At 70.2% G+C, this 12,666-nt stretch carries 11 protein-coding genes and 1 pseudogene; 8 read left to right on the top strand and 4 right to left on the bottom strand.

Features of this window, described 5'->3' with window-relative positions; translation table 11 throughout:
• Positions 1-98 precede the first annotated feature (98 nt).
• The 3 genes from nucS to AC3A3J_RS05750 all read right to left on the bottom strand — a co-directional run bounded on the left by nucS (position 99) and on the right by AC3A3J_RS05750 (position 2,606).
• A complete protein-coding gene (gene nucS, locus AC3A3J_RS05740; protein WP_314648498.1) occupies positions 99-794 on the bottom strand; it encodes an endonuclease NucS in 696 nt (231 codons plus the stop codon).
• Positions 795-974: 180 nt separating this feature from the next.
• Positions 975-1,322 carry a hypothetical protein gene (locus AC3A3J_RS05745; protein ID WP_487671366.1) on the bottom strand — a complete coding sequence of 116 codons (348 nt, stop codon included), beginning with the start codon at positions 1,320-1,322 and terminating at the stop codon, positions 975-977.
• A gap of 57 nt (positions 1,323-1,379) precedes the next feature.
• Positions 1,380-2,606 carry an MFS transporter gene (locus AC3A3J_RS05750; protein ID WP_487671367.1) on the bottom strand — a complete coding sequence of 409 codons (1,227 nt, stop codon included), beginning with the start codon at positions 2,604-2,606 and terminating at the stop codon, positions 1,380-1,382.
• 59 nt (positions 2,607-2,665) lie between these two features.
• Between AC3A3J_RS05750 and AC3A3J_RS05755 the strand changes: the two genes are divergently transcribed.
• A complete protein-coding gene (locus AC3A3J_RS05755) occupies positions 2,666-3,727 on the top strand; it encodes a LacI family DNA-binding transcriptional regulator (protein WP_487671368.1) in 1,062 nt (353 codons plus the stop codon).
• Positions 3,728-3,839: 112 nt separating this feature from the next.
• On the opposite strand, the gene AC3A3J_RS05760 is transcribed toward AC3A3J_RS05755, so the two are convergent.
• Complete coding sequence (locus AC3A3J_RS05760) at positions 3,840-5,354, bottom strand: hypothetical protein (protein ID WP_487671369.1); 1,515 nt, start codon at positions 5,352-5,354, stop codon at positions 3,840-3,842.
• A 163-nt stretch (positions 5,355-5,517) separates the two neighbouring features.
• Between AC3A3J_RS05760 and AC3A3J_RS05765 the strand changes: the two genes are divergently transcribed.
• From AC3A3J_RS05765 to AC3A3J_RS05795, 7 genes and pseudogenes are all read left to right on the top strand, one after another.
• Positions 5,518-8,490 carry a Na+/H+ antiporter subunit A gene (locus AC3A3J_RS05765; RefSeq protein WP_487671370.1) on the top strand — a complete coding sequence of 991 codons (2,973 nt, stop codon included), beginning with the start codon at positions 5,518-5,520 and terminating at the stop codon, positions 8,488-8,490.
• Positions 8,490-8,984: pseudogene (locus AC3A3J_RS05770) on the top strand (Na(+)/H(+) antiporter subunit C); the annotation flags it as partial. The gene AC3A3J_RS05765 and the pseudogene AC3A3J_RS05770, both read left to right, overlap by 1 nt.
• Positions 8,985-9,622: 638 nt before the next feature.
• Positions 9,623-11,179, top strand: a complete 1,557-nt coding sequence (locus tag AC3A3J_RS05775; protein ID WP_487671371.1) for a Na+/H+ antiporter subunit D — start codon at positions 9,623-9,625, stop codon at positions 11,177-11,179.
• On the top strand, positions 11,176-11,778 hold the full coding sequence (locus tag AC3A3J_RS05780) for a Na+/H+ antiporter subunit E (protein ID WP_487671372.1): 603 nt from the start codon (positions 11,176-11,178) through the stop codon (positions 11,776-11,778). The genes AC3A3J_RS05775 and AC3A3J_RS05780 overlap by 4 nt, the downstream gene beginning before the upstream one ends.
• Positions 11,775-12,044 carry an MrpF/PhaF family protein gene (locus AC3A3J_RS05785; protein WP_487671373.1) on the top strand — a complete coding sequence of 90 codons (270 nt, stop codon included), beginning with the start codon at positions 11,775-11,777 and terminating at the stop codon, positions 12,042-12,044. The genes AC3A3J_RS05780 and AC3A3J_RS05785 overlap by 4 nt, the downstream gene beginning before the upstream one ends.
• Positions 12,041-12,430, top strand: coding sequence for a monovalent cation/H(+) antiporter subunit G (gene mnhG, locus AC3A3J_RS05790; RefSeq protein WP_487671374.1), 390 nt, complete (start codon positions 12,041-12,043; stop codon positions 12,428-12,430). Before AC3A3J_RS05785 ends, mnhG begins: the two co-directional genes overlap by 4 nt.
• Before the next feature lie 38 nt (positions 12,431-12,468).
• On the top strand, positions 12,469-12,642 hold the full coding sequence (locus tag AC3A3J_RS05795) for a hypothetical protein (RefSeq protein ID WP_487671375.1): 174 nt from the start codon (positions 12,469-12,471) through the stop codon (positions 12,640-12,642).
• Positions 12,643-12,666 lie beyond the last annotated feature (24 nt).

A 12,666-nucleotide genomic window follows, 5' to 3' on the forward strand; every position in this document is an offset into this window, starting at 1 on the left:
GCGCAGTCGTCGGCGCGTCGGCATCCGACACGCGCTTCCCGCCACGAGTGATCTGGGTTTTCGCAGGTCCGCTCCGTCTTTGCCGACGAGTGGGGGCGTCAGAAGAGGCGGGGGATGCCCGACTCGATGCCCTTCATGTCTTCGTAGTCGAGCACGAGGCAGCGGATGCCGCGGTCCTCGGCGAGCACGCGGGCCTGGGGCTTGATCTCCTGCGCCGCGAACACGCCCTGCACCGGTGCGAGGTGCGGGTCGCGTCCGAGCAGTTCGAGGTAGCGAGTGAGCTGCTCGACGCCGTCGATGTCGCCGCGGCGCTTGATCTCGACCGCGATGGCCGCGCCCCCGGCATCCCGCACCAGCAGGTCGACCGGCCCGATCGCCGTCGGGTACTCGCGGCGCACGAGCGTCGCGCCCTCCGAGATGCGCTCGACCTGCTCGGCGAGCAGCCGCTGCAGATCGGCCTCCACGCCGTCCTTCTGCAGGCCGGGGTCGACGCCGAGCTCGTGCGACGTGTCGTGGATGATCTCGTAGATCTGCACGCGCAGAGCATCGCCGGTCTTCTTGTGGGTGACGCGCCACACGTCGATGACGCCCGCGGTCGCCTCCTCCTCGCCGGGCTCCTCGGTGGTGAGGGTGCACGGCGGGCTCATCCAGTTGAGCGGCTTGTAGCTGCCCCCGTCGGAGTGCACGAGCAGACTCCCGTCACCCTTGTGCACGAGCAGGCGCGTGGCGAGCGGCAGATGGGCGTTGAGCCGACCGGTGTAGTCGACGGAGCAGCGGGCGATGACGAGACGCACCCGACGAGCCTACTTCGTCGCGTCGGTGTCGCACGACGCGGCGGCGGGCGGCGCGGCGGGCGAGGGCCGGCGGGTGGATCGCGTTGCGAAGGAGATCTCAGGATGGGAAGGAGCGGATGCGGCATCCACTCCTTCGTTGCGTGAGATCTCCTGTCCACCGGGCGCCGGCGGGCGTGGGCATCAGAGGAAGCGCTCGCGGACCTGCGGGTCGTAGAGCCGGAACCCCAGGGGGCGCATGGCGTCGATGATGGCGTTGAAGTGGTCGCCGTCCTGGATGCCGTAGCCGATGAACTCCGCGAGCTGGGTGCCGATGCGGAAGTCGAATGCGGGGCCGCCCTCGGGCCCGCTGCCCGGCGGATACAGGAAGTTCGGTTCGCGAGACCATCCCTCGAGGGCGTCGAGAGCCCCCAGCACCTCTGCCGCGTCGATCACCCGCACGCCGTCGATGTGATTCTCTTCGAGCGCGAGATAGGTCTCGTCTGCATCGAGGTCGTCGCCGCCCGCCCAGAACGCCAGGTTGTAGCTCATGCTGACAGGATGCACGATCCGAGGGTGGATGCGGGCGCGGACACCCGCGCGTCGCGATCAGCGCGCGGCGGGGGTCTTCTCGTCGGCGGGGAGGGGGCGCACGGCGCCGGAGAAGAGGCCGGAGGCCACGATGAGCGCCATGAGGATGTACAGCGTGTTCAGCAGACCGATGTGCTCGCTGATGAAGCCGAGCACCGGGGGTCCGCCGAGGAACGCGACGTAGCCGATGGTGGCCGCGGCGCTGACCCGGGCGGCGGCTTTGGCGGGGTCGTCGGCCGCGGCGGACATGCCGATGGGGAACCCGAGCGAAGCCCCCACACCCCACAGCGCAGCGCCGACCAGCATGAGCGGCAGGTTCGGGGCGAGGATGAACAGCAGCACCCCGGCGGCGGCCGAGAACGCGAGCACCCGCAGCACGACCACGCGTCCGAAGCGGTCGACGAGCGGGCCGCCGAACAGGCGCACCACCGTCATCCCGACCGAGAACACCGCGAGAGCGACGGCGCCGCTGCCGGCCCCGAAGCCATGGCCCTGCTCGGTTCCGAGGGCGATCCAGTCGTTCGCTCCGCCCTCGGCGAAGGCCATGCCCAGCATGACCACTCCGATGAGGTACGTGCGGGGTTCCCGCCAGGCCTCCAGGGCGACGTGCATCCGCTCCCGCCACCCCGGCTTCTCGACCGGAGCGGGGTCGAGGGCCTCGGCGCGCACCGGCACCTGCGTGAAGCAGAACACCGCGATCGCCGCGAGCAGCAGCCCCATGATGCCGGCGTGCACGGCGACCGTCAGGTGCAGCCAGCCCGCCAGTGCGCCGACACCCGCGCCGATCACGGTGCCGAAGCTGAAGAAGGCATGGAACACGGGCAGCACCGTGCGGCCCATCTGCTGCTCGATCGCGGTCGCCTCGACGTTCATCATGACGTCGAGGCATCCGTTGCCGAATCCGAACAGCACCATGCCGACGAGCACCACCGGCACCGAAGCGAGCACGGTCGAGCCCACGCCGATGAGGGCGATGCCGACCGAGAACATGAGCATCGTCAGCAGCATGCCGCGCCGGGCGCCGGTGCGCGCCATGACGGCCGGGCTCGTCGAGATGCCGATGATCGACGAGACACCCATGCCGAGAAGGATCAGCCCGACCTGCGCGTTGTCGAGCCCGAGGTCGCTCTTGATCCCCGGGACGCGCGAGGCCCAGGTCGCGACCGAGAGACCGCTCGCCGCGAAGATCGCGAAGATCGCGGCGCGCCAGCGCACGAACTGCGAGCGCGAAAGAGCGGTATCCATGGGCCTCATCCTATTCGAATCGATTCGAGCCTCCGAGGGTCGCGCGTTATCCTCGGACCATGAGCAGTCCAGAGCCGTCTCGGCGGGCGACGATCTCTGATGTCGCCCGTGAGGCGGGGGTCTCCGCATCGACAGCGTCGATCGTCTTCAGCGGCAAGGCGAACGTGTCCGACGGCACGCGCGACCGGGTTCTCGCGGCCGCCGCCGAGCTCGGGTACGCCGGCCCCGATCCCCGAGCGGCGTCGCTCCGGCGGGGCCGCAGCGGCATCGTCGCGGTCGTGTTCGAGGGGCATCTGCGCCATGCCTTCCTCGATCCGGTGACGACGGCGATGATGGACGGCCTCGCCGACGGGCTGGCCGAGCTCAGCTCCGGCATCCTGCTCATGCGCGACGACGGCGGAGACGGTCTCGCTCTCGCGAGCGCCCCGGTCGATGCGTACGTGCTGATCGGCTGGTCGGGCCGCACCCAGGAGTCGGTGAAGGTCGTCCGCGGTCGCGGGCTGCCGGTCGTCGTCATCGAGGGCGACCCCGGCGATCCCGGCATTCCTCGCGTCACACTCGACAATGCGGATGCCTCGGCAGCCCTTGCGCAGCATCTGCACGACCTCGGCCATCGCGACGTCGCGATCGTCACGCTGTCGCTCGGTGCGCAGCGGCAGCGCGGCCCGGTCACTCCTGAGCGCATCGCCGAGGCGACGATCGGCGTGACCGTCGACCGGCTCGAGGGCACGCGGCGCGTGTTCCCCGACGCCCCGGCGATCTCGGCGGCAGGCAGCCTGATCGACGAGGGTCTGGCTGTCGGGCGGGAGCTGCTCGCCGACCCCGACACTCGCCCCACCGCGATCCTGGCCCAGAGCGATCTGCTCGCCGTCGGTGTGATCCGCGCCGCCGAGGAGCGGGGGCTGCGCGTGCCCGAGGACGTGTCGGTGGCGGGCTTCGACGGCATCGCGGTCGACGGTCTCGGGGATCGTGCGCTGACGACGGTCGTGCAGCCCGCGGTCGAGAAGGGGCGGGTCGCGGGCGAGCAGATCGCCCGCATGCTCGGCGGAGAGCCCGGCGAGACGCAAGACCTCGTGTGCGTCGTCCGTATCGGCACGACGACGGGTCCGCCCGCGCGCTGACCGCGCGTGCGCGCACGGCAGCGACGGAGTTCTCCTTCTGGGAAGGAGCATCCGCCCTGTGTGCTCCTTCGTATCGAGAGATCTCCTGCGTAGAGGAAGAAGCGCGGCCCGGCTAGCTGTGGGCGGGGCCGACAGGAAGCAGGGCGTCGCCGAAGTCGAGGATGCGGTAGCGCCCGCAGTCGACCACGTCGTCGGGGATCGCCGACACGGGGAGTTCCCACGGCACGGTCTGCGCGTCTTCGACGAGGAACGAGACCCGCGTCTGCGACAGATCGGCGCGGTTGACCAGCCAGGCGTAGCCGTTCAGGCGGTGGTCGACCTGGACGAGGCGGGAGGGGTCGTCGAGGTGCAGCTTCGGCAGGCGCACCGTCCAGAACTGCCCGGCCCCGGTGCGATCGGATGTGTCGACCCACGCGGTCACGCAGGCGAGGTCGGTGTCGGGCCGGGAGACGGCAGCGGCCACGCGCGGGATGCTCAGGCCCGCACCGATCACCAGCACCACGGCGATCACGGCGGTGGCTTGCCGCCGCAGACGCGGTGCGAGGCGAAGCACGTGCGGGTCGGCGACGAGGGCGAGCACCGGGGCGAACACGAGCGGTTGCAGGTATCGCGCGGCGTGCGTGCCCAGTGCGATCGCACCGACGACCACGAGGAGAGGCGCGAGCCAGGCGGCGCGCGCGACGAAGCGCGACCCGGAATCGTGCGCACGGATGCTGCGCGCGACCGCCCACCCCAGGAGCCCGGCGCCGATCATCGCGGCGAGGACGCCGAGCGGTGAGCCGAGTCGGTCGCCGAGCAGTTCGCCGTAGTACACGAGCGACTCGCGCCAGCGCTCGGGTTGCGCGTAGCCCGCACCCGTGTTGGCGATCCATGCAGAGAACGGAATGCGCACTGCGAAGCCGACCCCCGCGCCCATGGCCAGGGCGGCGAGGGCTGTCCAGGCCGTCGACCGAGCGCCCGGAGTCGTGCGTCCTCCTCGTACCGCTCTTACAGCGAGAAGAAGACCGACCGGCACCACCGCCCAGGCGACGAAGAGCGGGTTCGACAGCGTCGAGATCCCTGTGACCACGAGCAGAGCGGCGAGGAGCAGTGCCGCCGGACGATCGCGATCGAGCATCCGCCGCACGATCCCCACGGCCAGCACCGCGCCGATCACCGTCGCCGAGTAGTACGTGGTCGTCAGCGGCAGGGAGGCGAGTTCGAGGGCGTCGCGCGACGCCGAGGTCTCGGTCATCGCGAGCACACCGAAGACAGCGAGCGCGGCGACCGCCCACGCGACGGGCGCCGCGCCGACCCGGCGTCGACCGGCGACCAGCCGCAGCGCGCCGTACAGCGCGAGCATGTTGAGCACCGCGCTGACCGCGAGCAGCCCCTCGACGTCGAGCGGCAGCACCGCGTCGAGGGCGGTGAACACGGCGGTCTCGGGCAGGAACAGCACGCTCGACATCGCCCAATCCTGGGGCCCGCCGGCGAGGAGCGAGCGGGAGAGCAGCGCCACGATCAGTGAGTCCCCATCGCGGAAGAGCAGCTCCGCCCGCGCGGTCGCGGCGACAGTGCCGACCGTGATGACGGCCACGGCGAAGGCGAACATCCACCCGCCGAGCTCTCGCACCCACGTCCGCGTCACGGGGTTACTCTGCCACGAGCGACCGTGCTCGCCGCGTGTCGCGCGAGCCTGAGCGGGCGGATGTCGTCACCTCGGCCTAACGGTTCCCTAACGCCCGGTAGACTGGAGTCACACCCGCCCGCCTGAGCCGTGACCGGCCGACGAGCCCCGAGGAGCCGCGTATATGCTGATGCTCCTCGCAGTGTTCCTCCTCGGGTCTCTCCTGATGCCCGTTCTGGTGCGCTGGCTGGGAGCTCAGGCGTTCGCGATCGCCGCTCTCATTCCCGCCGCGGCATTCGTCCACGCGCTCGTCATGACGCCGCGCGTCATCGAAGGCGATTCGCCCTTCGCCTCGATCCCGTGGATCCCGCAGCTCGGGCTGAACCTGTCGATGAGCATGGACGTGCTCGGCTGGGTGCTCACTCTCATCGTCACCGGCGTCGGCGCACTCGTGCTGCTCTACTGCCGGTGGTACTTCCACGACGACTCCGCCGGGATCGGGCAGTTCGCCGCGGTGCTGCTGGGATTCGCCGGAGCGATGTACGGCCTCGTGCTCACCGACGACCTCGTCATGCTCGTCATGTTCTGGGAGGTGACGAGCATCCTCTCGTACCTCCTCATCGGGCACTACCGACGCCGCGCCGCCAGCCGTCGAGCGGCACTGCAGGCGCTCCTCGTCACGACCCTCGGCGGTCTGGTCATGTTCGTCGGCGTCGTGCTGCTGGTGGTGGATGCCGGCACATCGAGCATCCGCGAGATCCTCGCCGCCCCGCCGACGGGGCCGATCGTCGAGGCGGCGATCGTCATGCTCTTGGTCGGCGCCATCAGCAAGTCGGCGCTGTTCCCGTTCCACTTCTGGCTCCCCGGAGCAATGGCCGCACCGACGCCCGTGAGCGCGTACCTGCACGCCGCGGCCATGGTGAAGGCCGGCATCTACCTCATCGCGCGGTTCGCCCCGATCTTTGCGCTGAGCGCGACGTGGCGTCCGATCGTGATCAGTCTCGGCATCCTTACCATGCTGATCGGGGGTTTCCAGGCGCTGCGCGAGACCGACCTCAAGCGCGTCCTCGCGTTCGGCACCGTCAGCCAGCTCGGGTTCTTCGCGGTGGTCGTCGGCTACGGCACCCAGGCGGCGGCCCTCGCCGGTCTGGCACTCGTGATCGGGCACGCGCTCTTCAAGTCGGCGCTGTTCCTCATCGTGGGCGTCATCGACCGGCAGCTCTCCACGCGAGACATCCGCGAGCTGTCGGGCGTCGCCCGCCAGGCGCCGGTCATGACGACGGCGGCCGTGATCTCGATCGCGTCGATGGCGGGGATCGCGCCGACCATCGGCTTCGTCGCGAAGGAGCCGACGCTCACCGCGCTCCTCGACGACGCGATCGGCGGTTCGCCGTGGGGTCTCGTCGCGCTGATCGGCGTCGCGCTCGGCTCCATGCTCACCGCGGCATACGGTGCGCGCTTCATCTGGGGCGCGTTCTGGACCAAGCGCGATGAGAACGGCGAGCGGATGCCCGACACCGAGTGGCCCGACCCTCCCGTCGGGTTCCTCTCGGCACCGATCATCCTCGCCGGCGTGACGATCGCCGCGGGCATCGGCGCCCCCGCGCTCGACATCGCGCTGCAGGGCTACGCGAAGACCGCGACGCCGGGGCTCGACCACGAGGGAGCGGCCGCCGAGGGGCCGGGGCATCTCGCGCTGTGGCACGGGCTCGAGCCGGCGCTCGGCATCTCGATCGCCACGATCCTGCTCGGCGTGGGACTGTTCCTGCTCACGCGCCGCACGGGGTGGGATCGCAAGGCGCGCCTGCTGCCGTTCACCGCCGCCGACGCCTACTACCTCGTGATGCGCGGCATCGACCGGCTGTCGGTTCTCAGCACCACCCTCACCCAGCGCGGTTCGCTGCCGGTGTACGTCGGCACGATCTTCGTGGTGTTCGTCGCCGCCGAGGTCACGGCGCTCGTCGCCACCGACATCGAGCGCTTCCAGCTCTCGGCATGGCACACCCCGGTGCAGATCGTCGTGGCCCCGATCATGGCGGCGGCCGGCGTCTTCGCGGTGCGGGCGCAGAAGCGCTACACCGGCGTGGTCCTGGTGTCGGTCACGGGCCTCGGCATGGTCGTGCTCTTCGCGACCAGCGGGGCGCCCGACCTCGCCCTCACGCAGATCCTCGTCGAGACGGTCACCCTCGTGACCTTCGCGCTCGTGCTGCGACGCCTGCCGTCGAAGATGGGCGAGCACAACGCCTCGGTGAGCCGTCTGCCGCGCGCGCTGCTCGCCGTCGGCGCCGGTCTGACGATGGCGCTCGTCGCGATCGTGGCGACCCAGTCGCGCATCCACGAACCGATCTCGACCTCGTTCGCCCGTCTCGCCTACGAGATCGGTCACGGCAAGAACGTCGTCAACGTCGCCCTCGTCGACCTCCGCGGGTGGGACACGATGGGCGAGCTGTCGGTGCTCGTGCTCGCCGCGACCGGTGTCGCCTCGCTCGTGTTCGTCACGCACCGCGCCGATCTGCTGTCGGCGACCAAGACCCTCCCGCGCTCCAAGCGCCGGGCCGCTCGACGCATGCCGCTCGTCGAGACGACCGACGGCATCCGCTTCCAGACCTCCGAGAACGAGAGCAGCCCGCGCGCCTGGCTCGTCGGCGGCACGAAGATGAAGCCCGAGAACCGCTCGATCCTGCTCGAGGTGATCGTGCGGGTGCTGTTCCACACGATCATCGTCGTCTCGATCTTCCTGCTCTTCTCGGGGCACAACCTCCCGGGCGGCGGGTTCGCCGGCGGCCTCGTCGCGGGCATGGCCCTCGTCATGCGCTACGTCGCGGGTGGCCGGTGGGAGCTGGGCGCCGCGGCGCCGACCGATGCCGGTCGACTGCTCGGCGCCGGTCTCGTCCTCGCGGTGGGGGCCGCTCTCATCCCCCTCTTCTTCGGCCAGGCGCCGCTCACGAGCACGTTCTGGGAGTGGGAGATCCCCGGTTTCGGCCACATGGAGTTCGTGACCTCGACGATCTTCGACGTGGGCGTCTACCTCGTGGTGATCGGCCTCGTGCTCGACGTGCTGCGCAGCCTCGGCGCCGAGGTCGACCGGCAGACCCAGGCGCTGCGTGAGGCGCCGTCGGCTTCGACGCGAGCCACCGAGGGGCGGGTGAGCCGCTGATGGATACCTCGCTCACCCTGATCGTCATCATGGCGGTGCTCTTCGCCTGCGGCGTCTACGCCATGCTCGAGCGCAGCCTGACCCGTGTTCTCATCGGCTTCCTGCTCCTGGGCAACGCCGTGAACCTGCTGCTGCTGATCGTGATGGGCGTGCCGAGCAAGGCGCCGTTCTACGGGGTCGACGGCGACATCAGCGACCCGCTGCCGCAGGCCCTCACGCTCACGGCCATCGTCATCACGTTCGCCGTGTCGGCCTTCCTGCTCGCCCTCATCTACCGTTCGTGGCAGCTGGGCCAGGCCGACACCGTCGCCGACGACGAGGCCGACATCGCGCTGCGCGAGCGCTCCGACGCCGACGAAGACCTCATGGACGACGAGGCCGAGAGCGGCGACGACGAGGCGACGACCGACTTCGTGGGCGTGCAGACGGCTCCCATCACGGTGCTGCACATGCGCGATCATCCCGCGATCGTCGATGACGCCCCCGTCGACCGGGCGTACCCCGTGAGCGGCGCGGAGGCGGATGACGCGGACTCGGACGCCGATGCGGGCGACGAGAGCGACGGAGATGCGGATGCCTTCGCGGACGGTGAGGCGGATCCCGACGACGACGCGCGTCGGCGTGAAAGTGCCCGCGGGCGCGAGAGCGGAGCGGATCCCGACGTGGTAGCCGCGCCTGCGTACGGCGACACCGACGCCCAAGCCCGCGCCGACGGCACCTTCGGAGGTCGGGCCGCCGAGCGGCGTGCCGATGCTTCTGGCGACGACGGCGCCCGGGGCGCGGCGAATGCGCCGGACGAGGGGGATCCCGCCGCCGACGAGGAGGCACGCGAGGAGACCGTCGACGGCGGATCGCCCGTGCTGACCGCCGAGTCGGCCCCGCCCGACGACGAGGACGACGTCCACGAGGTGGACGACACCGAGGAGGCTTCCGCGCGGCGTGATGCCGACGACCCGGGCGTGCTGCGCACCGCCGCCGACACGCACGCCGACGACGTCGACGACACCGACGCGGCCGAGGCCCACGCAGACGTCGCCGGAGCGACCGCGAAGCCCGCCGGCGCGGACGGCCCCTCCGACACGGCGCAACGCCCCACCGACCGACCAGACGAGACCGATGAGGAGGAGAACCGATGACGACGCTCGTCCCCCTCCTGGTCGGCCTTCCTTTGCTGGGTGCGGCCATCACGCTCGTCTTCGGGCGCAACGCGCGCCTGCAGGTGCTGGTCACCGTCGTCACGCTCGCCGCCGTGTCGGTGATCGCCGCGGTGCTGCTCATCGCGGTCGACGCCGCCGACACCCCGATGGCGGTGTCGGTCGGCGGATGGCCCGTGCCCTTCGGCATCGTGCTCTACGTCGACCGGCTCGCAGCCCTGTTGGTGCTGGTGTCGAGCATCGTGCTGCTCGCGGTGCTGCTCTTCTCGATCGGTCAGGGCGCCGCCGACGGGACCGACGAGACCCCGATCTCGATCTTCAACCCGTCGTACCTCATCCTCGCCGCCGGCATCTTCAACGCGTTCATCGCGGGCGACCTGTTCAACCTCTACGTCGGGTTCGAGATCCTGCTCGTCGCGTCGTATGTGCTCATCACGCTGGGCAGCACCGAGTCGCGCATCCGCACCGGCGCGGTGTACATCGTCGTGTCGCTCGTGTCGTCGATCCTGTTCCTCGCCTCGATCGCGATGATCTACGGCGCGGTCGGTACGGTCAACATGGCGCAGATCGCCGAGCGCATGGCCGAGCTGCCGCAGGAGACGCAGCTCGTGCTGCACCTCATGCTCGTCGTCGCCTTCGGCATCAAGGCCGCGATCTTCCCCGTGTCGTTCTGGCTGCCGGACTCGTACCCGACCGCGCCCGCGCCCGTCACCGCCGTCTTCGCGGGGTTGCTGACGAAGGTCGGCGTCTACGCGCTCATTCGCACCGAGACGCAGCTCTTCGCCTCCAACAGCATCGACACCCTGCTGCTGATCATCGCCCTCGCGACGATGGTCGTCGGCGTGCTCGGTGCCGTCGCGCAGGCCGAGCTCAAACGCATCCTGTCGTTCACGCTCGTCAGTCACGTCGGCTACATGATCTTCGGCCTCGCGATCGCGACACCTGCCGCCATCGGAGCGACGGTGTACTACATCGTCCACCACATCGTCGTGCAGACCACCCTGTTCCTCGCGGTGGGGCTGATCGAACGCCGCGCGGGCAGCACGTCGATCCTGCGGGTGAAGGGGCTGCTGAAGATCGCGCCCGTGATCGCGGTGCTGTATTTCATTCCCGCCATCAACCTCGGCGGCCTGCCCCCGTTCTCGGGGTTCATCGGCAAGTTCGCGCTGTTCGAGGCCGCGGCCTCGGTCGGCACCCCGCTCATGCTCGTGCTGATCGGCGGCGGCATCGTCACCTCGCTCCTCACGCTCTACGCGCTCATGCGCGCGTGGAACCTCGCGTTCTGGCGCGAGGAGGAGGACTCCAGCGAGACCGAGGGCCGCATCTCGTACCTCGGCAACGCGCCGGCCGCCGACGAGCAGCAGGAGCGCCGCCGCATCCCCCGGATCATGACCCTCGCCACCGCGGGCATGGTCGCCGTGACCGTCGCGCTGACGGTGTTCGCCGGTCCGCTCTACGAGCTGTGCGACCGCATCGGCGCCACGCTGCTCGAGCCGGTCAACCTCGTGCAGCTCGAAGACGAGGTGGTCGGATGAGCCGCGACAACGCGCGCCACTTCTGGCGCGACCTGCGGGTGCAGCTGCCGTTCCTGGCGTGGCTCGTGGTGCTGTGGATGCTCCTGTGGAGCCAGTTCACGCTGCTCGCGTTCGTCTCGGGGCTCGTCGTCGCCGTCTTCGTGACGCGCGTGTTCCGTCTGCCGACGGTCGAGTTGTCCGGGCGCCTCAACGTCTTCTACGCCGCGCTGTTCGTGGTGCAGTTCCTCTGGGCGCTGCTCAAGGGTGCGCTGTCGGTCACCATCCAGGTCTTCGACTTCCGCCACCAACCGGGCACGGCCATCATCGCGGTGCCGCTGCGCTACGCCGACGATCTCGTGATGACGCACGTCGCGGTGGTGTCGTCGCTCGTGCCCGGATCGCTCGTCGTCGAGGCCGACCGCGACCGCCGGGTGCTCTACATGCACGTCATCGGTGTCGACGACCGCGCCGGCGTCGAGAAGCAGCGCCAGATCGTGCTGCGCTGGGAGAAGCGGGTCGTGCGTGCGCTCGGCGACCCTGCGCAGTACCGTGCCCTCAAGGCCGACGAGCGGGCGGAGCGCGCGGGCGGCCCGGCCTCGACGAAGGGAGGGGTGCGGTGAGCATCCTCCTGCTGGTCATCATGATCGTGTTCGGCATCGCGGCGATCCTCACGGTCGTGCGCATCTTCCGCGGGCCGACCATCCTCGACCGCGCCGTCGCGTCGGATGTGCTGCTGACCGAGGTGATGTGCGTGCTCGGTGCCGAGATGGCGATCAACGGTCACACGCGCAGCATCCCCGTGCTGCTCATCATCGCCGCGGTCGGCGTGTTCGGGTCGATCTCGGTCGCCCGATTCGTCGCCAGAAGGGACAACACGACACCATGAACGTTTTCGGTCTCGTCATCCCCGACGCCGTGATCGACACGGCGGTGCTCGTGCTCATCCTCCTCGGCGCGCTGCTCTGCCTGTCGGCCGCGGTGGGCCTGCTGCACTTCCGTGACGTCCCGTCGCGCTTGCACGCCGCCACCAAGCCGCAGGTGCTCGGGCTGGTCTTCATCTGCGTCGCGATCGCGCTGGCGCAGCGCAGTGTGGGCGGGTTCCTGCTCGGTCTCGCCCTGGTCGCGCCGATCGTGCTCATGCAGTTCGCGACCGCGCCGCTCTCGGCGCACATCGTCGGGCGGCAGGCCTACCGCAACGGATCGGCCGATCAGCGTCACCTCGTCGTCGACGAACTCGCCGAGTCGAAGCAGACCCCGCCGGCCGCCGGATAGGGCTGGTCGTCGGGCGAGGAGGCGTCTAGCATTCCGATATGGATGCCGCCTTCGCCCTCTACGGACTGGCCGCCCTGGGGGCGGTCGTCATGCTGGCCGTCGCCGGACGCCGATCGCGTCCTACGGGCGACGACGGACCTCGCCCCGATCCGTCGCTCGGTGTCGCCCTCGACACGAGACAGCCCGGTATGAACAACCAGGGCACCCTCTGAAACCGATGCCTCTGCCCGCGGGCG

The organism is Microbacterium sp. Soil_N32, assembly GCF_057655505.1.